This window comes from Pseudoxanthomonas mexicana (assembly GCF_010093385.1).
In the GTDB taxonomy this organism is placed as follows: domain Bacteria; phylum Pseudomonadota; class Gammaproteobacteria; order Xanthomonadales; family Xanthomonadaceae; genus Pseudoxanthomonas_A; species Pseudoxanthomonas_A mexicana.
Window position 1 is genome coordinate 1 of the sequence record NZ_PDWV01000026.1, and the last position, 20,560, is coordinate 20,560.

The 20,560-nt window shown below is 69.2% G+C and carries 18 protein-coding genes and 2 pseudogenes; 7 read left to right on the forward strand and 13 right to left on the reverse strand.

Annotation, left to right across the window (positions count from 1 at the left end; translation table 11 throughout):
• Positions 1 to 777, reverse strand: a pseudogene (locus CSC76_RS10735) (murein hydrolase activator EnvC family protein); the annotation flags it as partial.
• Entirely contained in the window at positions 777 to 2,324 is a 1,548-nt protein-coding gene (gpmI, locus tag CSC76_RS10740; RefSeq protein ID WP_238394940.1) for a 2,3-bisphosphoglycerate-independent phosphoglycerate mutase, read from the reverse strand. The pseudogene CSC76_RS10735 and the gene gpmI, both read right to left, overlap by 1 nt.
• A gap of 133 nt (positions 2,325 to 2,457) precedes the next feature.
• On the opposite strand from gpmI, the gene CSC76_RS10745 reads away from it, so the two are divergent.
• From CSC76_RS10745 to CSC76_RS10755, 3 genes are all read left to right on the forward strand, one after another.
• A complete protein-coding gene (locus CSC76_RS10745; protein WP_162110008.1) occupies positions 2,458 to 3,117 on the forward strand; it encodes a DUF4097 family beta strand repeat-containing protein in 660 nt (219 codons plus the stop codon).
• A gap of 81 nt (positions 3,118 to 3,198) precedes the next feature.
• Positions 3,199 to 4,902 carry a M28 family metallopeptidase gene (locus CSC76_RS10750; protein ID WP_162110009.1) on the forward strand — a complete coding sequence of 568 codons (1,704 nt, stop codon included), beginning with the start codon at positions 3,199 to 3,201 and terminating at the stop codon, positions 4,900 to 4,902.
• Positions 4,903 to 5,185: 283 nt separating this feature from the next.
• The gene (locus tag CSC76_RS10755; protein ID WP_162110010.1) at positions 5,186 to 5,578 is read left to right on the forward strand and encodes an MAPEG family protein; all 393 of its coding nucleotides are present in this window, start codon (positions 5,186 to 5,188) and stop codon (positions 5,576 to 5,578) included.
• On the opposite strand, the gene CSC76_RS10760 is transcribed toward CSC76_RS10755, so the two are convergent.
• The 3 genes from CSC76_RS10760 to CSC76_RS10770 form a co-directional block, all read right to left on the reverse strand.
• Positions 5,547 to 6,128: a helix-turn-helix transcriptional regulator gene (locus tag CSC76_RS10760; RefSeq protein ID WP_202923520.1), complete on the reverse strand. Its 582-nt coding sequence runs from the start codon at positions 6,126 to 6,128 to the stop codon at positions 5,547 to 5,549. The genes CSC76_RS10755 and CSC76_RS10760 overlap by 32 nt on opposite strands.
• Positions 6,112 to 6,891 (reverse strand): cytochrome b/b6 domain-containing protein, encoded by a 780-nt coding sequence (locus tag CSC76_RS10765; RefSeq protein ID WP_162110011.1) that lies wholly within the window; start codon positions 6,889 to 6,891, stop codon positions 6,112 to 6,114. Before CSC76_RS10765 ends, CSC76_RS10760 begins: the two co-directional genes overlap by 17 nt.
• A gap of 100 nt (positions 6,892 to 6,991) precedes the next feature.
• Positions 6,992 to 7,720, reverse strand: a complete 729-nt coding sequence (locus CSC76_RS10770; RefSeq protein ID WP_162110012.1) for a pseudouridine synthase — start codon at positions 7,718 to 7,720, stop codon at positions 6,992 to 6,994.
• An 82-nt stretch (positions 7,721 to 7,802) separates the two neighbouring features.
• Here CSC76_RS10770 and CSC76_RS10775 point away from each other — a divergent pair, with 82 nt between their 5' ends.
• Entirely contained in the window at positions 7,803 to 10,589 is a 2,787-nt protein-coding gene (locus CSC76_RS10775; protein WP_162110013.1) for a M16 family metallopeptidase, read from the forward strand.
• A 393-nt stretch (positions 10,590 to 10,982) separates the two neighbouring features.
• Here CSC76_RS10775 and CSC76_RS10780 read toward each other — a convergent pair whose 3' ends face one another.
• On the reverse strand, positions 10,983 to 11,816 hold the full coding sequence (locus CSC76_RS10780; protein WP_162110014.1) for an endonuclease/exonuclease/phosphatase family protein: 834 nt from the start codon (positions 11,814 to 11,816) through the stop codon (positions 10,983 to 10,985).
• 132 nt (positions 11,817 to 11,948) lie between these two features.
• Between CSC76_RS10780 and CSC76_RS10785 the strand changes: the two genes are divergently transcribed.
• A complete protein-coding gene (locus CSC76_RS10785; protein WP_162110015.1) occupies positions 11,949 to 12,359 on the forward strand; it encodes a hypothetical protein in 411 nt (136 codons plus the stop codon).
• A 33-nt stretch (positions 12,360 to 12,392) separates the two neighbouring features.
• Here the strand turns inward: CSC76_RS10785 and CSC76_RS10790 are convergent, their stop codons facing one another.
• Entirely contained in the window at positions 12,393 to 12,959 is a 567-nt protein-coding gene (locus CSC76_RS10790; protein WP_162110016.1) for a type 1 glutamine amidotransferase domain-containing protein, read from the reverse strand.
• A gap of 109 nt (positions 12,960 to 13,068) precedes the next feature.
• On the opposite strand from CSC76_RS10790, the gene CSC76_RS10795 reads away from it, so the two are divergent.
• The gene (locus tag CSC76_RS10795) at positions 13,069 to 13,485 is read left to right on the forward strand and encodes a hypothetical protein (protein WP_162110017.1); all 417 of its coding nucleotides are present in this window, start codon (positions 13,069 to 13,071) and stop codon (positions 13,483 to 13,485) included.
• 7 nt (positions 13,486 to 13,492) lie between these two features.
• On the opposite strand, the gene ubiB is transcribed toward CSC76_RS10795, so the two are convergent.
• The 5 genes from ubiB to oleC form a co-directional block, all read right to left on the reverse strand.
• Positions 13,493 to 15,145 (reverse strand): ubiquinone biosynthesis regulatory protein kinase UbiB, encoded by a 1,653-nt coding sequence (ubiB, locus tag CSC76_RS10800; protein WP_162110018.1) that lies wholly within the window; start codon positions 15,143 to 15,145, stop codon positions 13,493 to 13,495.
• Positions 15,142 to 15,783, reverse strand: coding sequence for a ubiquinone biosynthesis accessory factor UbiJ (locus CSC76_RS10805; protein ID WP_162110019.1), 642 nt, complete (start codon positions 15,781 to 15,783; stop codon positions 15,142 to 15,144). The genes ubiB and CSC76_RS10805 overlap by 4 nt, the downstream gene beginning before the upstream one ends.
• A gap of 116 nt (positions 15,784 to 15,899) precedes the next feature.
• The gene (locus CSC76_RS10810) at positions 15,900 to 16,058 is read right to left on the reverse strand and encodes a DUF1328 domain-containing protein (protein ID WP_082563134.1); all 159 of its coding nucleotides are present in this window, start codon (positions 16,056 to 16,058) and stop codon (positions 15,900 to 15,902) included.
• A gap of 270 nt (positions 16,059 to 16,328) precedes the next feature.
• On the reverse strand, positions 16,329 to 17,330 hold the full coding sequence (oleD, locus tag CSC76_RS10815) for a 2-alkyl-3-oxoalkanoate reductase (RefSeq protein WP_162110020.1): 1,002 nt from the start codon (positions 17,328 to 17,330) through the stop codon (positions 16,329 to 16,331).
• Entirely contained in the window at positions 17,327 to 18,970 is a 1,644-nt protein-coding gene (gene oleC / locus CSC76_RS10820) for an olefin beta-lactone synthetase (RefSeq protein ID WP_162110021.1), read from the reverse strand. The genes oleD and oleC overlap by 4 nt, the downstream gene beginning before the upstream one ends.
• 92 nt (positions 18,971 to 19,062) lie before the next feature.
• On the opposite strand from oleC, the gene CSC76_RS10825 reads away from it, so the two are divergent.
• Positions 19,063 to 19,443: a YkgJ family cysteine cluster protein gene (locus CSC76_RS10825; RefSeq protein WP_162110047.1), complete on the forward strand. Its 381-nt coding sequence runs from the start codon at positions 19,063 to 19,065 to the stop codon at positions 19,441 to 19,443.
• A 217-nt stretch (positions 19,444 to 19,660) separates the two neighbouring features.
• Here the strand turns inward: CSC76_RS10825 and CSC76_RS10830 are convergent.
• Positions 19,661 to 20,550 (reverse strand): annotated as a pseudogene (locus CSC76_RS10830) (alpha/beta fold hydrolase).
• Positions 20,551 to 20,560 lie beyond the last annotated feature (10 nt).

Below are 20,560 nucleotides of genomic sequence, written 5' to 3' on the forward strand. Positions count from 1 at the left end.
GGCCGTAGCCGGTCATCCATTCGGAGAAGACGACGGTGCCGTCCGCCACCGCCGTCACCGGCGTGCCCGCCGCTGCGCCGATCAACACGCCGGTGCTGGTGCGGCCATCGGGCATGCGGCCGCCGCGCGGTCCTGGTAGCGCTCGTCCAGGTCGGCGACCAGGCTCGCGCGCGTCTTGCGGTCCTTCTCCAGCTGCATGACCGCGTCGCGCTGCTGCGCACGCGCGGCCTCGAGTTGGGCGCGCCGTGCGACGATCTCCTGTTCCACCTGCTCGAGCGCCGCCAGATCGGTGGACAGCGCGTCGATACGGCGCGCCTGGTGGCGTTGCACGTAGCGATGGTAGGCCAGCAGGCGGTTGGCATCGGCCACGCGGTCCTGCGACAGCAGTACCTTCCGCGGTGCGTCGCCGCCCTGCTGGTAGGCCGCACGCACCAGCGCGCCCAGTTGCGCGCGCTGCCGCTGCTGCTGCGCCTGCAGCGTGTCGCGCCGCTGCTGCAACTCGGCCAGCGCCGCGGCTTCGCGGCGCATGGCGGCCTCCGTCTCGGCCAGCGAGCGCGACGTGCGGCCGACCTTCTCGTCGGCCTCGCGCAGCTGGCGGGATGCCGCGCCGCGTTCGCCTTCCAGCTTGCGGCGTTCCTGCGCGATCGATTTCAGTTCGCTGCGCACGCGCTGCAGCTTCTGCTCGGCCTCGCGCGAGGTCTGCGCCGGCGCGGCCGCGACGAACGACACGCCGGCCAGCAGGACCGCGACGCAGGTGGCGCGCAGGCGATGCGGCATCAGGCGACGATCAGGCTACGGCCGGTCATGTCGGCCGGTTGCGGCAGGCCCAGCAGGTCGAGCAGGGTCGGCGCGACATCGCGCAGCGCGCCACCGCTGCGCAGCGTCGCTGCGCGCTCGCCGACGTAAACCAGCGGCACCGGACCCACGGTATGGGCGGTGTGCGGCTGTCCGGTCTCCGGGTCGCGCATCATTTCCAGGTTGCCGTGGTCGGCGGTGATGATCATCGCGCCACCGGCGGCGCGCACCGCGGCGTCGACTTGGCCGATCGCCTTGTCCACCGCCTGCGCTGCCAGGATCGCGGCCTGCAGGTCGCCGCTGTGGCCGACCATGTCGGGATTGGCGATGTTGCAGACGATCGCATCGAAGCGGCCCGAACGGATCGCGGCCACCAGCTTCTCGGTCAGTTCGGGGCAGCTCATTTCCGGCTGCAGGTCGTAGGTGGCGACCTTAGGGCTGGGAATCAGGATGCGTTCCTCGCCGGCGAACACGTCCTCGCGCCCGCCGCTGAAGAAGAACGTTACGTGCGCGTACTTCTCCGTCTCGGCGATGCGCAGCTGGGTCAGGCCGGCCCCGGCCAGCAATTCGCCGAAGGTGTGCCGCAGGTCGTCCGGCGCGAACGCCACCGGCGCCGGCAACTTCGCGTCGTATTCGGTCAGGCAGACGAAACGCGCCAGCGCCGGCACGCGCGCGTCGAATCCGTCGAACGCCGGCGACACGAACGCCGCCGTCAGCTGGCGCGCGCGGTCGGCGCGGAAGTTCATGAACACCACCGCATCGCCATCGGCCATCGGCTGCGCGCCGTCGATGACGGTCGGCAGCACGAATTCGTCGTTCTCGCCGCGCGCGTACGCCGCTTCCAGCGCGGCGACGCCGCTGGGCGCGTGGTGGTCGCTGCTGGCTTCGACCATCGCATCCCACGCCAGGCGCACGCGGTCCCAGCGCTTGTCGCGGTCCATCGCATAGTAGCGGCCACTGACCGAGGCGATGTGCGCGTTACCGAGCTTCGCGCCCAAGGCCTGCAGAGCGAGCAGGCTGGGTTCGGCCGACTTCGGCGGCGTGTCGCGGCCATCGAGGAAGGCGTGTACCGCCACGCGCGGCACGCCCTGACGCTTGGCCAGCTCCAGCATCGCGAAGATGTGCTGCTCATGACTGTGCACGCCACCCGGCGAGAGCAGGCCGAACACGTGCAGGGTCTTGCCGTCGGCCTTGGCGGCGTCGCACGCGGCGACCAGTTCGGCGTTGGCGAAGAAGCTGCCATCCTCGATGGCGGCGTCGATGCGGGTCAGGTCCTGGTAGACGATGCGGCCGGCGCCCAGGTTCATGTGGCCCACTTCGGAATTGCCCATCTGTCCGTCCGGCAGGCCGACATGGCGGCCCTCGGTGTGGATCAGCGTGTGCGGCGCGGTGGCCAGCAGGCGCCGCCAGTTCGGGAGCTCCGCCTGCGCGAGCGCGTTGTCGGTGGGATCCTCACGGTGGCCCCAGCCATCCAGGATCAGCAGCACGACAGGCTTGGGACGTTTCACGGACGCGGGGGGTGCGGACACGGCGGATTCCGGTGACTTCAGGCAGGTGCCGATTGTAGCGAAGCGTGCTCCCATGCAGGCCGATGCGGCGTGTTTAAACCCTCGGGCACGCCGCCGCATCAGACCGATACGAGACCACCCGAGAGGCAACCCCATGACCCGTACCCGTACCGCACTGCTGCTGACCCTGGCCCTGGCCACCACGCCCGCCCTGGCCCAGCAGGATGTTTCCAAGGTGAACGGCAGCGTTTCCGCCGACGCCGGCCAGGCCTATGGCGACCTGGAAACCGTCAACGGCAGCGTCAGCATCGCCGCCGGCGCCACTGTCGAGGACGCCAGCACCGTCAACGGCAGCATCACCGTGGGCGACAAGGCCCAGGCCGCCTCCCTGGAGACCGTCAACGGCGCGATCCGCATCGGCAAGGACGTGCAGGTGCGCAAGGATGTGGAAACCGTCAACGGCAGCATCTTCACCGACCGCGGCACCACCATCGGCGGCAACGTCGACACCGTCAACGGCGCCATCGGCCTGGTCGGCACCCGACTGGCCGGCGGCATCGAAACGGTCAACGGCGACATCACCGTGGGCATCGGTTCGCACGTGAAGGGCGGCATCAAGGTGGAGAAGCCGCGCGGATGGAGCATGAAGCCCCGGCGCGATCCGCGCATCATCATCGGACCGAACGCCGTCGTCGAAGGCCCGCTGGTGTTCGAGCGCCCCGTCACGCTGTACGTGCACACCAGCGCCAGGATCGGCGCGGTAACCGGCGCCACCGCCAAGCCGTTCAGCACCGACACCGCGCCGACCGAGTGAATCCGCGCACCGGCGGGGCCGGCACAGGTCCGGCCCGCCGGTTATGGCTAGAATCGGGATTCCTTTCGTTGAGGAATCCCGATGTCCCGCAAGTTGATGCTGGTGCTTGCCGCCACGGCCGCATTGGCCGCGTGCAAGCGCGAACCCGAGGCGCCCGCCGCCGCGCCCGAAGCCGCCACGCCGCCCGCCGCGGCGCACACCTTCACCGCCGACATCACCGAGGCCGACTTCGCCGACATGGTGAAGGCGCTGTCGTCCGATGAATTCGAGGGCCGCGCGCCCGGCTCCGTGGGCGAGGAGAAGACCACCGCCTACCTCGAAGCGCAGATGAAGCGCATCGGCCTGCAGCCGGGCAACAACGGCAGCTATTTCCAGGACGTGCCGATGGTGGAAACCACCGCGGACGAAGCCGCCACCACGATGACCCTGGCCACCGCCAAGGGCGACCACGCGCTGAAGTTCGGCACCGACTACGTCATCGGTACCCGCACCGGCCAGACCGAGGTGAAGCTGGACGCCAGCGACATGGTGTTCGTCGGCTACGGCGTGGACGCGCCGGAACAGCAGTGGAACGACTACGCCGGCCAGGACTGGACCGGCAAGACGGTGGTGATGTTCGTCAACGACCCGGGCTTCCACGCCAAGGACGAAACGCTGTTCGGCGGCAACCGCATGACCTATTACGGCCGCTGGACGTACAAGTTCGAGGAAGCCGCGCGCAAGGGCGCCGCCGCCGCGCTGATCGTGCACGATACCGCCGGCGCCAGCTATGGCTGGGACGTGGTGAAGAACTCCTGGGCCGGCCCGCAGTACGACCTGCCCGCGAAGGACGACCCGGAGAAGCGCATCCCGCTGCAGGGCTGGCTGAGCGCGGAAGCGGCCAGGCAGCTGTTCGCCGACGCCGGGCTCGACCTGGACGCCGCCTACGCCAGTGCGGGCAAGCGCGGCTTCAAGCCGGTGCCGCTGAAGGCCAAGGCGACGGTGTCGCTGAAGAGCAGCATCACCGAGAAGACCTCGCGCAATGTGATCGGCGTGCTGCCGGGCGCCACCAAGCCCGACGAAGCCGTGCTGTACATGGCGCACTGGGACCACCTGGGCAAGCACGAGGGTGAGGAAGGCGACAACATCTACAACGGTGCCGTCGACAACGCGACCGGTGTGGCCGGCATCCTGGAGATCGCCGAAGCCTTCGCCCACCAGGATCCGAAGCCTGCGCGTTCGGTGGTGTTCGTGGCGGTGACGCTGGGGGGATCGGGGCTGCTCGGCTCCAAGTACTACGTCGCCCACCCGACCTTCCCGATGGACAAGATCGCCGGCGTCATCAACCTGGACGCGATGAGCGTGGGCGGCAAGTCGCGCGACTTCGTCGTCACCGGCAAGGGCAATTCGGAGCTGGAGGACATGCTGAAGGTCTACGCGGACCAGCAGGGCCGCGTACTCACCGAGGAAGGCAACCCGGCCGGCGGTTACTACTTCCGCAGCGACCACTTCAACTTCGCCAAGGCCGGCGTGCCGGCGCTGTACGCCAAGGGCGGCAACGACCTGCTGGAAGGCGGCGTGGAAGCCGGCAAGGCGGCGAGCGAGGAGTACGCCAAGCGCTACCACCAGGCCAGCGACGAAATGCACGAGGGCTGGAGGCTGGACGGCGTGGTGCAGGACCTGCAGGCGCTGTACGGCGTCGGCAAGGACCTGGCCGTCGAGGACAAGTGGCCCAACTGGTACGAAGGCAACCCCTTCAAGGCCGCGCGCGACACGATGATGAAGGCGGAGCCGGCCAAGCAGTAAGCCGCGTTCCGATGCGATATGAAAACGGCGCCGAAAGGCGCCGTTTTCTGTTTCTGGTCCTGCGACCGACCCTCGAACGCACACCGTGGGAGCGACGTAAGTCGCGATGAAGCACTACCGATCGCCCATCGCGACTTACGTCGCTCCCACGACAATCCCGCCTCCGGCACTCCATCCATTGCGCCCCCTCTCATGCCTCCCTCCGGCGTCGGGGGAAGATGCAAGCATGGACGCCAACCGACTCCCCGCACTACCCTGCGCCATCCTCGGAGGGAAACAGCTCATGTCCATCGCCTACTGGTGCATCCTCATCACCGCCCTGCTGCCGTACCTGTGGGTCTTCATCGCCAAGCGCTCGGGCGATCGCTACAACAACCGCAATCCGCGTGCCTGGATGGCCAAGCAGGAAGGCAACTACAAGGTGCAGCGCGCCAATGCGGCGCACCTCAACGGCTTCGAGGCGTTCCCGGCATTCGTCGCCGGCGTGCTGATGGCGCAGCTGGCCGGCGTGCCGGCAAGCCTGGTCACCCCGCTCGCCGTGGCGTTCGTCGTCGCCCGCATCTTCCACGGCTGGTTTTATCTGATCGACATGCACGCCATGCGCAGCCTGTCGTGGCTGCTGGGCATGCTGTGCGCCGTGGGACTCATGGTGCTGGCGGCGCTGCGGGTCGCGTGAGCCCTGGATCAAGGTCGGCGCGCGGCACCAACAGGTCTTCCAGGAAGAAGGCGGCCAGTTCGGACCGTCCGGCCAGCCCGGCCTTGGCATAGATCGACGCGGACTGCGCGCGCACCGTCTTCTCGTGGGTGCCGCGCAGATCCGCGATCTCCCGCAGCCCCAGGCCCTTCAGCAGCAGGAAAGCGACCTCCTTCTCGGCAGGCGACAGGCGCCATCCATCCAGCTGCGCGTCGATCGAGCGCGACAGCCCTTCGACATGACGTCGCGCCTGCTGCCGCCAGGCCTCGGCCTGCGCACGCACCCGGCTGAGGTCTTCCGCCTGCCGGACCAGACGGCGGCGCAGGCGCAGCGTGCTGCGCAGCAGGTGCACGGCGCCCAGCAGGGCCAACCCGGCCGCCAGGATGTCCAGCGCCACGTGCCAGGCGGAAGCGCCCTGCCGCAGGTCGCCCACGACATCCATCACCACCAGCAGCGCGATCAGCAGCAGGACGCCCGCGATGACGCCACGTTCGCTGCCCTGCAGGGGACGACGCTCAACCGTGGGGGACATCCTCGGCCCGCTCCTCGCGCGCATGCGCTTCATGTTCGGCCTGCTCATCGTCGGCCCCACTCCGTTCCCCGGACCCCTCGTCCGCCTCGCGGAGCATCAGCGTCTGGCCGAAGAGCGTGACCTGGCCACGGCTGGCATCGTGGCGACTCGCAACGCCTGCGCCCACCGCCGCCAGCACCGCGACGAACGCCATCGCCACCCCCGCGTGCGGGCGCACGTCGGTCTCTCCGGCGGGAATGCCGCGCTTGCGCCCGGTCACCATGCTCAACGGAAGCGCGTCGCGGTGTCGCAGTACATGCACCAGCACGCCGGCCACGTGCAGCAGCGCCACGGCCAGGAAGGCGTTGGCGAGCACCTCGTGCACCTCCTCGACCGCGTGCGGTGCCACGCCCGCGACCATCGCCAGTCCGGTGGCCGCCATGCCCAGGCCCAGCCCCATCATCACCAGCGCCGCCCAGCTGGAGGCGGGGTTGTGTCCCGCCCACGTCCACGCCTGGCCGGACAGCACGCCACGCAGGTAGCCCACCAGCGCGGCAGGGCTCAGGCTGAAATCCGACAGGCGGGCGTGACGCGTTCCCGCCACCCCCCACACCAGGCGCAGCAGCACCGCCGCCGCCAGCAGGCCGCCGGCCAGCATGTGCAGCACGAACCGAGGCGACGCGTCGTCGACCGTACTGCCGATGGTGTACGCGGCGACGAACAGGCCGGCGAAGGTCCAGTGGAAGACCCGCGTGGGCAGGTCGTAGATGCGGGGAGAGGACATGGCGACGCGCTCCAGGGGAAGGGAGCCCCACCTTCGCGTGTGCGTGCTGCGGCGTCATCGGACAAATGCCGCATCCCTTCCGCATCAAGGCGTTACCGGATCAGCGCAGATCCTCTTCCCAGCCGAACAGGGCGAAGGCCTTGCGGAACTCCGCATCCAGCGGCGCCACGGCCTCGATCCTTTCGCCGGTGGCCGGGTGCGGGAACGACAACCGCACCGCGTGCAGCAGCATGCGGTGCACGCCCTGCATGCGGAAGTGGCGGTTGTGCCGCCCATCGCCGTGGCTGGTGTCGCCGATCAGGTGATGGAAGGCGTGCTTCAGGTGCCGGCGGATCTGGCGGAAGCGTCCGGTCTCCGGCTGGCAGCGCAGCAGCGCATAGCGCGAAGTCTCGAAGCCCCCCGACGGCAGCGGCAGCTCGCCCGTCGCCAGACGCACGAAGCGCGTCACCGACGGCTTCTTCTCCGGCTTGCCCGGGCCGCCATCGAGCGGATGGTCGACGGTGAACGCCGGTTCCGGCCAGCCCCGGCAGAGGGCCAGGTAGTCCTTCTCCACGGCGCGCGACATGAACACCTTGCCCAGCGCCGACGCGCTGTCGCGGTCGAACGCCACCAGCAGGCAGCCACTGGTGGCGCGGTCCAGCCGATGGATCAGGAAAATCGGCTTGCCGAACTGCACGCGCAGGCGGTCGGCGACGAAGTCGGGCTCGCCGCCCGCCAGCTTGCTGTCGTGCGCCATCACGCCCGCGGGCTTGTCGACCACCGCGATCTGCGCGTCCGCATACAGCACCGGCAATGCGCCGTCGTCCGTCTTCGTCTCACGGTAATCCATGAATCTGCGCGCCTTTCGAATCTGCGAAACTCGGGGTTCGCCGCACGCGATGGACGCACGCGGCCCCGATGGAGAATTGAGGATGAAGTCACCCCGTTTCATTGTCGCACTCGGCCTGGCCGTGACGCTCGCCCTGGGCCAGCCGGCCTGGGCCGATGCCCCCGCCACGCTGCCCAGGGGCGTCACCGCCGGCCCCAGCATCGAAGGCATCAGCGAGTACACGCTGCCCAACGGCCTGCGCGTGCTGCTGTTCCCCGACGCCACCAAGCCCACCGTGACCGTCAACCTGGTCTACGGCGTGGGTTCGGTGCACGAGAACTACGGCGAGACCGGCATGGCCCACCTGCTGGAGCACCTGCTGTTCAAGGGCACGCCCACGCAGTCGGACATCAGCGGCGAAATGAAGAAGCGCGGCATCGACTTCAACGCCACCACCGGCCTGGACCGCACCAACTACTTCGCCTCCTTCCCGGCCAACGCCGACACCCTGGAGTGGGTGTTGAAGATGGAAGCCGACCGCATGGTCAACTCGAACGTGGCCAGGAAGGACCTGGACAGCGAGATGACCGTGGTACGCAACGAACTGGAAGCCGGCGAGAACAATCCCGCCGGCGTGCTGTTCCAGCGCATCCGCTCCACTGCCTTCCTGTGGCACAACTACGGCAACACCACCATCGGTGCGCGCAGTGATGTGGAAGGCGTACCGATCGACAAGCTGCAGGCGTTCTACCGCCAGTGGTACCAGCCGGACAACGCCACCCTGGTGATTGCCGGCCGTATCGACAGCGCCGACGTGCTCGCCCGCGTGGCGCGCCACTTCGGCCCGCTGAAGAAGCCCGCGCGCGCACTGCCGCGCTTCTACACCACCGAACCCGCCCAGGACGGCGAGCGTGAGGTCACCGTGCGCCGCGTCGGCAACCTGCGCCTGGTCGCGGCCGCCTACCACACCCCCGCGCTGGCGCACCCCGACAACGCGCCGCTCAGCGTCCTGGCCAACGTGCTGGGCCACACGCCCGGCGGGCGCCTGCACAAGGCGCTGGTGGAAGCCAAGCTGGCCGCGGCCGCCGGTGCCAATGGCGAGTCCATGCGCGACCCGGGCCTGCTGACCGCCATCGCGGTGGTACCCAACGACGGCGATGCCGCCAAGGCCGAGGCCGAACTGCTGACGCAGGTCGAGCAACTCGCCGCGCGCCCGATCACCCAGCAGGAAGTGGACGAAGCCAAGCAGCGCATCGGCAACGCATACGAGCTGTACTTCACCGACGTCAATGCCGTGGGCATGGGCCTGGCGGAGTTCCAGTCCGCCGGCGACTGGCGCCTGCTGTTCACCAGCCGCGATGCGGTGGAGAAGGTCACCGTCGCCGACGTCAACCGCGTCGCCGCCGCCTACCTGAAGTCCAGCAACCGCACGCTGGGCCGCTTCGTACCGACGCCCGCGCCGGACCGCGTGGAGATCCCCGCCGCACCGCCGGTGGCCACGCTGGTCGATGGCTATACCGGACGCGCGGCGGTCAGTGCGGGCGAAGTGTTCGACCCCTCGCCGGCGAACATCGATGCGCGCACCCAGACCTTCACCCTTGGCGACGGCCTGAAGGTCTCGCTGCTGCCGAAGAAGACCCGTGGCGGCACCGTCATCGTCGATGCGAATTTCCGCTTCGCCGACGAAGCCGCGCTGAAGGGCCGCGAAGGCGCCGCCGGCATCGCCGGCGCCATGCTGATGCGCGGCAGCAGGACCATGACGCGCGAGCAGATCGACCAGCGCCTGGAGCAGCTGAAGACCCAGGGCAGCGTGGGTGGCGGCCTGCAGGGCGCCACCATCGGCCTGCAGACGCGGCGCGAGCACCTGGCCGACGCGTTGGCGCTGGCGGCCGACGTGCTGCGCAACCCCGCGTTCCCGGAGAGCGAATTCGAGCAGCTGCGCACGCAGGCCATCACCGGCATGGAGGCCTCGCGCTTCGAGCCCGGCGCCATCGCCGGCCGCGCCCTGGCGCAGTACTTCGATCCGTGGCCGGCCGGCCATCCGCTGCGCAACCGCACGCTGGACGAATCGCTGGCCGAACTGAAGGCGCTGAAACTGGAGGACGTGCGCGCGTTCCATCGCGACGTCTACGGTACCGCCCACGGCGAGATCGCCATCGTCGGCGACTTCGATGCCGCCGCCGTGCGCGCGCAGCTGGAACAGCTGTTCGCCGGCTGGAAGAGCGGCAAGCCGTTCGCCTCCATCCCCACGCAGTACACCGATGTGGCGGCGAAGCAGGCCCGCTTCGAAACCCCGGACAACCCCAATGCCGTCCTGCTGGCCCGCCACAACCTGCCGCTGAAGGTCACCGACGCCGATTATCCCGCGCTGGTGGTGGCCAACCGCATCTTCGGTGGCGGCGCGTTGAAGTCGCGCCTGGGCGATCGCATCCGTCAGCAGGAAGGCCTCAGCTATGGCGTCTCCAGCGGCGTGCGCGCCGACGACAGCCTGACAGGCAAAGACAACGCCGGCAGCTTCAGCATCCAGGCCATCGCCGCGCCGGAGAACATGGCGAAGGTCGAGGCGCTGGTGCGCGAGGAGCTGGCCAGGCTGGTCAAGGACGGCATCACCGCCGAGGAGTTGAAGGATGCCGTGGCCGGCACGCTGACCGAGCGCCAGCAGGCGCGCGCCGAGGACGGCACCGTCGCCGGCATGCTGGCCGACCAGCTGTTCTACGGCCGCACCATGCAGTTCACCGCCGAGCTGGACGCGAAGTACGCCGCGTTGACGGTGGACCAGGTGAACGCCGCGATCCGCACGTACTTCAAGCCGGACGCGCTGAGCGTGTTCCTGGCGGGCGACTTCGCAGGGAAGGCCGGAGCAGCGGCTACCGCGGCGCCGACGAAGTAGACCGCACGACGTGACACGGAACGGCCCCGCAAGGGGCCGTTTTCGTTTTCGCGCTGGCAGAAGATCCTTTCCCGCGCAGATGTTCCCCTCTCCCCGCATGCGGGGAGAGGGTGCCGAAGGCGGGTGAGGGGCGAACGGAGAGGCGAGGCACAACGCGCGCGTACTGCTGCCAGAGGTGGCCGCGACGATACATCCCGCGTGCCAGACCATCGCGCCCGCCCCTCATCCGCCCGCCGGGCACCTTCTCCCCGCAAGCGGGGCGAAGGCAAAAGCCGTCATCGCGCACCTGAACGTCGCGAAGGCCTGGCGAGCCCCCTCCGGCTCAATTCAAGGCTTGCACACCGGCTTCGGAGCCCGGCGATGGAGCCCGGAGGCGATCTTCCGCTTCCGCCGTTACGGCAACCGCAGCGTCGCCACCAGCGGGAAGTGGTCGGAGGGGTACCGATTGTTCCAGCGCGTGGTCACCGAGGTGATCGACTCCAGCTGCGCGCCGCGGACGAAGATCCAGTCGATGCGCCGGTCGGCCTTTCCGGTAAACCCATGGAACGTGGCGTCGATGCCTTCCACGCGCGGCGCGGTGGTCCAGGCATCCTGCAATGTGCCGGCGAGCACCGCATGCGCGTCGCTGTCGGGCGTGGTGTTGAAATCGCCGGTCAGTACCACCGGCACATCATCCGGCAGCGTGGCCAGGTGGCGCGCGATGGCCCGAGCGCCCTTCAGGCGCGCGGCTTCATCCTCGTCGCGGTACGGCAGGTGGGTGTTGAACAGGTAGAAGCGCTTGCCATCGCTGTGCTGTTCGAACAGTGCCCACGTCACCATGCGGGGATGGGGGTGGCCCCAGGTGATGCTGCCCGGCACCGCGGGTGTGTCGGACAACCAGAAGTCGCCGGACTCGATGACCTTCAGCCGATCCTTCCGGTAGAACACGCCCATGTGTTCGCCGCCGCCATCGGCCTCGCGCCCGCGACCGAACCAAGCGTACTGCGGCAGTTCGCGTGCGAGGTAGTCGGCCTGCGCCTTCACCAGCTCCTGCAAGCCGATCACATCGGGCTGTTGCTCGCGCAACATGCGCACCGCAAGCGGTTTGCGCGTCTCCCAGTAGTCCACACCGTCGCTCTCCGCCGGCAGGCGGATGTTGAAGCTCATCACCGAAAGGGGATCGGTGGCACGTGCCTGCATCGACGCGAGGCCCAGCAGGCCTGCCAGCACCAGACTCCAACGGCTCATGAGCGATTCCACGATGGCGGGCCGCCATTGTCGCGCAGGCGACGCTTGAACCGCGAGCGAACGCGGGGCCGGCCTGCATCCATCGCTGGCGTTCGCTCATGCAAGATGCGTCCATCGGAAGAAGGAAACTCCATGCTCGCAAACACCCTGATCTTCGTTCTGGCCACCGCCGCGTCCGGGCAGCCTCCGCCTCCCGTGACCCTCACCCTCGACACGGGCACGCAGGCACCCGCGGATCCGGTGACCGCCTGTGCGGCGCGCCGCCTCAAACCCTTCGTCGGCCCGTACGGCGTACAGCAGGCATGGCCGGTGATGGCATCGCCGCCCGCGGGGCTGCATCACCCGATGGGAACCCCGCTGTCCGACACCGGCATGATCGCCGACGGCTACCAGCAGTTCCTGCATGTCGACACCGCTGCACGCGCGGTCTACGTGGTCGAGCAGGGCGGCTTCGCCGGTACGTTCAAGGTGTATGGTCCGTTGCCGCTGCCGCAGTGCCCGTCCGGCGTCGATACCGTAGCGCAGCCGGCGTCGCCGCGCTGAGCGGCGACGGGAGCCCGTCCTGGGAGCTCGGGTTTACGCCGAACGTCGCTGGCCGCCGTGCGTGCCCTCGGCGATTTCCTCCACCAGTTTGGCGCAGAACGCGGGCAGGTCCTTCGGCGTGCGGCTGGTCACCAGACCCTTGTCGACGATCACCTCGTCGTCTTTCCAGTTCGCACCCGCGTTCTCCAGGTCCTTGCGGATGTTGGGCACCGAGGTGACGGTACGGCCACGCAGCACGTCGGCATTGGCCAGCACCCAGGGGCCGTGGCAGATCGCACCGACCGGCTTGCCGGCCTCGAAGAACCCGCGGGTGAAGGCCAGCGCCTGATCGTCCACGCGCAGCGCATCGGGATTGAACAGGCCGCCGGGAATGACCAGCGCGTCGTAGTCCTTGGCCGACACCTCGGACAGCACATGATCCACTTCGACCTGATCGCCCTTGTCGAAATGCTTGAAACCCTGGATGCGGCCACCGTCCAGCGAGACGATGTCCACGTCGGCCTTGTGCTCGCGCAGCGCGCGCAGCGGCTCGGTGAGTTCGGACTGCTCGAACCCGTCAGTGGCGAGGATGGCGACGCGCTTTCCGGTGAGATGGCTCATGGCGTGTGCTCCTTCAGTGGGGAAGAGCGACCACCGTAGTCCCCGCGATGCGCACGAGGCGCGAAGGAATCGTTGCGAACGCGTCAACGCGCACGGACGCCGTGCTTCAATGGCGCTCCCGTTCATCACCCAGGGCTTCCGGATGGCGCGTCGCTTCAGCGTGGTGCTGCGCAGCGTGCTGGCACTTGCGCTCGCCGCGGTTGCGGTGCCGCTGGTGAACCTGACCGGCGGCGAGCTCGCGGGCCTGCTGCGACTGCCGCGGGGCGGTGATGCGCGACTGGCCTACGACCTGCTTTGGGTGTTCCTGGCCGGCGTGGCGGGCAGCGCGCTGATGGTCGGCGTCGCAGCGGTGGCGAAGGCCACGCATGCCTGGACACTGTTCGCGCTCTACCTGGCGCTGGACCTGTATGTAACGGTGATGGCGTGGGACGACTTCCCGCGCTGGTTCACCCTCGCCTGCCTGCTGACGCTGCCCGTGCAGGTGTGGCTGGGATGGTGGCTGGCCTGGGGTCGGCGACGCGCCTGATCGCGCGTCAGCGCCGCGGCCACGCCGCCAGCAGCGCCCACAGGCCACCGATGCCGGCGATCCAGGCCGAGGCCGGGACGTCGAGCAGGCGCGGACCGCCGGCTTCCAGCGCATACAGCACCGCCGCGACGATCAGCAGGCCCACACCGAGGATGGCGGCCACCACGCGGCGCTGCAGGCCCTTCATGGTCTGCGTCAGTTCGGTGAGGTCGCGGGACCGCATCGACAGTTCGTGGCGGCCCTCCACCTGCTGGCTCAGCCACGCATGCACCAGGCGCGGCATATCCGGCGCGTGGGTCATGATCTCGGGCAGGCGCTTGCGGAATTCCTGCGCGGCGCGCTGCGGGCTGTAGCGCTCCACCAGGATGCGTTCCAGCACCGGCTTGGCCACGGCCCAGATGTCGATCTGCGGGTCCAGCTGGCGGCCCACGCCTTCGATGTTGAGCAGGGTCTTCTGCAGCAGGATCAGCTGCGGCTGCAGGGTCAGTTCGTAGCGCTGCGCGGTGCGGAACAGCTTGGCCAGTACTTCGGCCAGCGAGATCTCGCTGAGCGGGCGGGTGAAGTACGGCTCGCACACCGCGCGCGCGGCGGCTTCCAGTTCGTCGATGCGGGTGTGCGCGGGCATCCAGCCGGCCTGCACGTGCAGCTCGGCGATGCGGCGGTAGTCGCGGTTGAAGATCGCCATGAAATTCTCGGCGAGCCAGTACTGGTCGTCGCGCGAGAGCTGGCCCATGATGCCGAAATCCAGCGCGATGAAGCGCGGATCGGTCTTGCGTTCGGGATCCACCCAGATGTTGCCGGCGTGCGCATCGGCGTGGAAGAAGTTGTCGCGGAACACCTGCTGGTAGAACACGCGCACGCCCTTGGCGGCGAGCGCCTTGCGGTCGATGCCGGCCGCGTCCAGCGCGGCGATGTCGTCCGACGGGATGCCGCGCACGCGCTCCATCGTCATCGCGCCCTGCGCCGTGTGCGACCAAATCACTTCCGGCACGTACAGGTCGGGCGACCCGGCCCAGTTGCGGCGCAGCAGGCTGGCATTGCCGGCCTCGCGCTGCAGGTCGAGTTCGGCGGCCAGCGTGTTCTCAATCTCGGCCACGATCTCGCGCGGGCGGATCTTGTCCGCGTTGGGATGCGCGCGCTCGACGATGGCGGCGATGCTCTCCAGCAGCGCGATGTCGCCGGCGATCTGGCTGCCGATGTCCGGGCGCAACACCTTCACCACCACCTCGCGCCCGCCCGGCAGCGTGGCGGCGTGCACCTGTGCGATGCTGGCAGACGCCAGCGGCGTGGTGTCGAAGGTCTCGAAGGCGTCGCGGATGTCGCGCGCGAGCTCCTGCTCGACCCGCGCACGCGCGCGTTCGCCGTCGAACGGCGCCACCCGGTCCTGCAGCAGGGTCAGCTCTTCGGCGATGTCGGGCGGGATCAGGTCGCGCCGCGTGGACAGGATCTGGCCGAACTTCACGAAGATCGGGCCCAGTTCCTGCAGCGCCAGTCGCAGGCGCGCACCCCGCGGCTGTGCGGCGATCTCGGCCGATGCGCGCGGCACGAAGGGACGGGCCAGCCTCAGCCAGCGCTCGACCGGCGTGCCTTCCAGCAGGTCGTCGAGGCGGTAGCGCAACAACACGCGACCGATGCGGCTGGCCCGCAGCACCGACTTCATGCGCGATGCTCCACGCGGGCGGCGAGGCGACCGATGCGCACGGCGAGGCGCTCGACGTCGTCGCGGATGGCGTCGACATCGTCATGGAAGGCGTTGAGTTCTTCGCGGCCGACCACGTCGCGCGACTCCTCGGTGACGTACTCGGCCGCGCTTCCTGCCAGGCTGCCTGCGGCGGCACGCGCCTGCTGCAGGCCTGCGCGCACGGCATTGGCGACCTGCACGCCGACGATGTCGTCGAACACCCGGGTGAAGGGCAGCGACCAGTCGGGATCGAAACGGGTGGCCAGCGTCTGCAGGCGGCGCGCCAGCTCGGCGTCGCCGGACACCTTCACCTTGCCGACCGGCGTGGCGTGGTCGCGACGGAAGAACGGCAGTTGGGCCAGCAGGCCGCCCAGCGTGCCGCGCACGGCCAGGTCGGCCTCCAGCACTTCGCTGGCGGGGCCGACCTGCAGTCGGCCGCCCCCGACCATGATGTCCATCGCCAGGGATGGCGCGTCCACGGCTACCTGGATGCGGCGTCCCTCCAGCGGACGCAGCGCGGCTTCGGTATCGGGATCCAGGGCGAGGGCGTGGTTGAGCGCGGTTTCCAGCGCACGGCCGGCGAGCGGCTTGAGGGCATCGAACGGAGACAGGTCCATGCGGCCATTCTAGCGGCAAAGCCTGCACGCCCCGCCCGCCCGTTCGCCTGCTTCATGCAGGCTCGGGGCGGGCTCGACGGCGTCCTGCCGTCCCGGCGGAGAGAGACGGTGACGCGTCAGACGCGCTTGCCGCGCAGCAGCGAGATGATCGCCAGGATCACGAACACGACGAACAGCACCCACGCGATGTTGGTGGCGGCGCCGGCGATGCCGCTGAAGCCCAGCACGGCGGCGATCAGGGCGATGACGAAGAAGATGATGGCGTAGCGCAGCATGGAAACTCCCTTTGGCATGTGGCCAGTGGTACAGCCGTTAGTGGCGTGCGCCATGCTGGAATGCGGGAAGTCGTCGCCGCGTGATTGTCGCGCAGCGCGATATGGACGGCCTTCAGCGTCGTGATTCGTGCGTGAAGGCTTCAGGGGCTCGACTACCGCCCCTGTCACGTCCGGAATACCGTATCGAACCCGTCGACTGCGTGATCTCGCGGCAGCACGCTCGTTGGCGCGCATGCGGCGAGGTGTGCGAACCGCGGGCTGAAGCCCCTCCTACACGGGATGATCGCGCAGCCAGGCCTTCAGGCGTTCGAAGCCTGCGTCCATCGACACGCGCGGCACGTAGCCGAAGTCACGGCGTGCCGGCGCCATGTCGTACCAGTGCGCGGTACTCAACTGCTCGGCGAGAAAGCGCGTCATCGGCGGTTCGCCCTTCAGCGGCAGCACCGTCCACAGCGCCTCGCACACCGCGCCGACACGGTAGGCCGCCTTGAACGAGAGGTGCTTGTCCACGTGTGGAGCGCCGGCCGTTTCCAGCAGCGCGTTGAGCAGCTTGCGCATCGGCCAGGGTTCGCCGTTGGAAATGAAGTAGGCCTTGCCCGCGCAGGCGGCACCCGGCGCGAGATGGTCGAAAGCGTCGAAGTGCGCCTGCGCGGCGTTGTCGATGTAGGTGGTATCGACGTGGTTCTCGCCGCTGCCGACGATGCGCAGCCGGCCGGCGCGCGCGCGCGACACCAGCCGCGGCAGGATCTGGTGATCGCCGGGACCCCAGATCAGGCGCGGCCGCAGCGCCACTGTCGCCAGTGATGCGTCATTGGCGGCGAGCACCGCCTTCTCGGCGATAGTCTTGGTGGTGGCGTAAGGCGCCTTGAAGCCTTCGCCGTACGGAACGATGTCGGCGGTGCCGCCCTCCACCGGATGGGTGGCGCGATGGGTCACGCTGGGGGTGGAGGTGTAGACCAGGCGCGCGATGCCGTGCAGCCGGCAGGCATCCAGCACGTTCTGCGTGCCGACCACGTTGGCATCGTGGTAACTCTTGTAGCTGCCCCAGGCGCCGGCCTTGGCCGCATTGTGGAAGATCGCGTCCACGCCGTCGGCGGCATGCCGCACCGCGTGCGCATCGGCGAGGTCGCCCTGCACCTGGCCCACGCCGAGTTCGCGCAGCACGGGGTAATAACCGCGGTTGAGGCTGATGACCTCATGCCCGCGTTCGACCAAGCCGCGGCACAACGCCTGTCCCAGAAAGCCACCACCGCCGGTGACGAGGATCTTCATGCGTGCGGCTCCTTCTGCGCAGCGGCCCATGCGGCCAGCGTCTCGCGGCCGATCTTGGCGTTGTGGCGGATATCCACCGGAAAGCCCGGGTGCGGCAGGAACCTGGCGATGCGCGCGGTATGCGGATGACGTGCGCCGATGGCGCGCAGGTCGGCCTCCAGCCGCGCGCGGTCGACGCCGACACCGGGCTGCAGTTCGTAGCAGAGCACCGGCGTTTGGCGTCCGGGTTCGCCGACCCCGACCAGCGCGGTGCGGCGGACCTGGGGATGCGTATTGAACACGGGTTCGACCTGTTCGGTGTAGAGCGGGCCGTCGGCGGTTTCGACGCGCTGTGTCTTGCGGCCGCAGAACCACAGCCGGCCCTCGCCATCGAACCAGCCCACGTCGCCCATGCGGTGCACGATGCGCTCGCCACCGTCGGGCAGCGCTTCGCGGATCTTGGCGATGCGCGTGGCCGCATCGCGGCGAAAATAGGTATCGGTGGCGGTGGGACCGGCGACCGTGATTTCGCCGACTTCGCCATCGGGCACTTCGTCGACGTCGTTCCAGTCGGCGATCGGCGCATCGACGATGCGGATGATGCGGACTTCGTTCGGCGACACGGCACGACCGACGCAGGTGCCGGCGCCGGCCTCGGTGGCGGCGCGCGTGGATTCCAGTTCGCGGCCTTCGATGACGGCAACGGGCAGGCATTCGGTGGCGCCGTACGGCGTCCAGAACTGCGCGCCCTCCGGCAGCAGGGTGCGGATCTTCGCCACGGTGTCCGGCGGCACCGGGGCACCGGCGGAGGTCACGCGCTGCACGGTGGGCAGCGGCGCGCCGTGGTCGGCCAGCACCTTCATCAGCGCCGGCGAACCGAACAGCTGGGTGACGCCGAAACGCGCGATGGCCGCGTGCAGCTTGTCCGGATCGGCGCTGGCAGGACGCGTGGGGTCCATGTCGGGAATCACCGAGGTGAGACCCAGCGCAGGATCGAACAGCGCGAACGGCGGGAACGTCGGCAGGTCCACGCCGCCGGGCTGCAGGCCGAAGGCGTTGCGCAGCAGCTCGATCTGGGCGACGAAATGACGATGGCGGTACACCACGCCCTTCGGCACGCCGGTGGAGCCGCTGGTGAACAGGATGCCGGCGACATCGTCGGGCGCCGTGTCCGCGAGTTGCGGGCCCGCCCCGGAGCCGCGCGCCTCGATCTTCGCCAGCGTGGTGCCGCCCCAGGCCCAGCGCGGGCCGACAGTCACGATCTTCTTCGCCGACTTCGCCCAGCCCAGCACGCGGCGCGCGAACTGGGCCAGCGGGATGCCGATGAAGGCTTCCGGCTCGGCTTCGTCCAGGCACTGCTTCAGCGCGCGGCGGTCGATGCCGGGGTCGACCAGTACCGGAACGGCGCCGGCCTTGAACAGCGCGAACATCAGCAGGAAGAACTCCGGCGTGGGCCGCACCATCACCACCGTGCGGCTGCCGCGGCCGATGCGGTAGGCGCCCAGACCGGCCGCGATGGCATCGCTGCGGGCATCGAGCTGCGCGTAGGTGAGTTCGCGGGTGTAGCGGCCGGCGCCGTCGGGGCAGCGCATGGCCACGCGGTCGGGCTGCTCGCGGGCCAGCCGGGGCAGGCTGGCGGCGATGTTGCACGGATCGGTCATGCGGGCATTGTCGCCGCTGGATGGTACTTGCGTCAGCCCGCGGCGTTGGCAGAATGCGCGTCCCGCCCGCGCCCAGCCGCCAGCCCGCCCCGATGCATCCCTGCCTGACCTGCGGCGCCTGCTGCGCCCATTTCCGCGTCAGCTTCCACTGGAGCGAGGCGGACCCCGAGCAGGGCGGCGCGGTGCCGGCCGCACTGACCGAGCCGCTGCGCGTGCACGAGCGGGTGATGCGCGGCACCTCGCAGAAGGACCCGCGCTGCGTGGCCCTGGATGCCGACATCGGCCGCTACAGCCGCTGCAAGATCCACGACCGGCGGCCGTCGGTATGCGCGCTGGTACCGGCCTCGCTGGAGTTCGGCGAACGCAGCGCACAGTGCGACAAGGCGCGGCTGGCGCATGGGTTGCCGCTGCTGGTGGAGGCGGATTGGGCGGGCGTGGTGGACGCCGAGAAAAATCCGCTGCCGGAGTTCTGACCCTTCTCCCCTTGCGGGAGAGGAGCCTGCGCCGTACTCGATACGGGGTGGCGCGCAGCGCCGGATGAGGGGATGCGAGCGCAGCGAGCGCTTGGGCAGCCCGCAATCAGAAGCAAGAGCGCCCCTCATCCGCCCCCGTATCAGGTACGGGGCAGGCTTTCGGCACCTTCTCTCCGCTGTCGCAGGGAGAAGGGATCAGCCCCAGGCGGAGAAAGATTCAATCCAGCGGATGACGATCCAGGAAGTCGCGGATCAGCGGCACCAGGATCTCGTGCTTGTCTTCCAGCACGTAGTGGCCGGCGTCTTCGTACGCGTGCACTTCCGCCTTCGGCAGCGCGGCACGGAAGCCGTCGAGGAATGCCGGTCGAACACGAAGTCCTTCGACCCCCACCCCAGGAATGCGGGACGGTCGGCGAACGACGGCAGCGCCTTGCCGGCAGCCTCGAGCAGTGGCCACGCCTTGTCCTGCGGCCCCAGCGGGATGTCCTGCATGAAGCGGATCGTGGCGATCCGGTTGGCCCACGTGTCGTAGGGCGACACGTACGCTCGGCGCACGGCGGCCGGCATGCGGCGTTCCACACCGATCCATGAGGCGCCGGCGGAGAACGCGTTGAAGCCGCGGATGATCCATTCGCCGATCGTCCAGTCGCGGCCGAGCGCGATCTGCCAGGGCATCTTCTTCGCCGCGGGCATCGGGAACGCCGCGGTGTTGGTGATCACCAGGCGCTTGACCTGCGCGGCGTGCGAGAGCGCCCAGCCGAAACCGATCATGCCGCCCCAGTCGTGCACGGCCAGCGTCACCGGACCGGTGATGCCCAGATGGCGCAACAGCGCCGCCACGTCGTCCACGCGCGACTGCAGGGTGTATTCGTAGCGACTGTCGTCGGGCTTGTCGGACAGGCCCATGCCGATGTGGTCGGGCACGATGCAGCGGTATTTGTCGGACAGACCCGCCACCAGGGTGCGCCAGTAGTAGCTCCACGACGGGTTGCCGTGCAGCATCACCACCACCTCGCCGTCGTGCGGACCTTCGTCGAGGTAGTTCATCGACAGGCCCGGGCGGACCTCGAAGCGCTTCGGTTGGGAGGGGTAGCCGGGAAGGTTCATCGCGCGTCGC

Excerpts from the sequence above, each read along its gene's own strand:
- CSC76_RS10745 (WP_162110008.1), top strand. The coding sequence starts at position 2,458 with ATGACCCGTACCCGTACCGCACTGCTGCTGACCCTGGCCCTGGCCACC.
- CSC76_RS10750 (WP_162110009.1), top strand. The coding sequence starts at position 3,199 with ATGTCCCGCAAGTTGATGCTGGTGCTTGCCGCCACGGCCGCATTGGCC.
- CSC76_RS10755 (WP_162110010.1), top strand. The coding sequence starts at position 5,186 with ATGTCCATCGCCTACTGGTGCATCCTCATCACCGCCCTGCTGCCGTAC.
- CSC76_RS10760 (WP_202923520.1), bottom strand. The coding sequence starts at position 6,128 with ATGTCCCCCACGGTTGAGCGTCGTCCCCTGCAGGGCAGCGAACGTGGC.
- CSC76_RS10765 (WP_162110011.1), bottom strand. The coding sequence starts at position 6,891 with ATGTCCTCTCCCCGCATCTACGACCTGCCCACGCGGGTCTTCCACTGG.
- CSC76_RS10770 (WP_162110012.1), bottom strand. The coding sequence starts at position 7,720 with ATGGATTACCGTGAGACGAAGACGGACGACGGCGCATTGCCGGTGCTG.
- CSC76_RS10775 (WP_162110013.1), top strand. The coding sequence starts at position 7,803 with ATGAAGTCACCCCGTTTCATTGTCGCACTCGGCCTGGCCGTGACGCTC.
- CSC76_RS10780 (WP_162110014.1), bottom strand. The coding sequence starts at position 11,816 with ATGAGCCGTTGGAGTCTGGTGCTGGCAGGCCTGCTGGGCCTCGCGTCG.
- CSC76_RS10785 (WP_162110015.1), top strand. The coding sequence starts at position 11,949 with ATGCTCGCAAACACCCTGATCTTCGTTCTGGCCACCGCCGCGTCCGGG.
- CSC76_RS10790 (WP_162110016.1), bottom strand. The coding sequence starts at position 12,959 with ATGAGCCATCTCACCGGAAAGCGCGTCGCCATCCTCGCCACTGACGGG.
- CSC76_RS10795 (WP_162110017.1), top strand. The coding sequence starts at position 13,069 with ATGGCGCTCCCGTTCATCACCCAGGGCTTCCGGATGGCGCGTCGCTTC.
- ubiB (WP_162110018.1), bottom strand. The coding sequence starts at position 15,145 with ATGAAGTCGGTGCTGCGGGCCAGCCGCATCGGTCGCGTGTTGTTGCGC.
- CSC76_RS10805 (WP_162110019.1), bottom strand. The coding sequence starts at position 15,783 with ATGGACCTGTCTCCGTTCGATGCCCTCAAGCCGCTCGCCGGCCGTGCG.
- CSC76_RS10810 (WP_082563134.1), bottom strand. The coding sequence starts at position 16,058 with ATGCTGCGCTACGCCATCATCTTCTTCGTCATCGCCCTGATCGCCGCC.
- oleD (WP_162110020.1), bottom strand. The coding sequence starts at position 17,330 with ATGAAGATCCTCGTCACCGGCGGTGGTGGCTTTCTGGGACAGGCGTTG.
- oleC (WP_162110021.1), bottom strand. The coding sequence starts at position 18,970 with ATGACCGATCCGTGCAACATCGCCGCCAGCCTGCCCCGGCTGGCCCGC.
- CSC76_RS10825 (WP_162110047.1), top strand. The coding sequence starts at position 19,063 with ATGCATCCCTGCCTGACCTGCGGCGCCTGCTGCGCCCATTTCCGCGTC.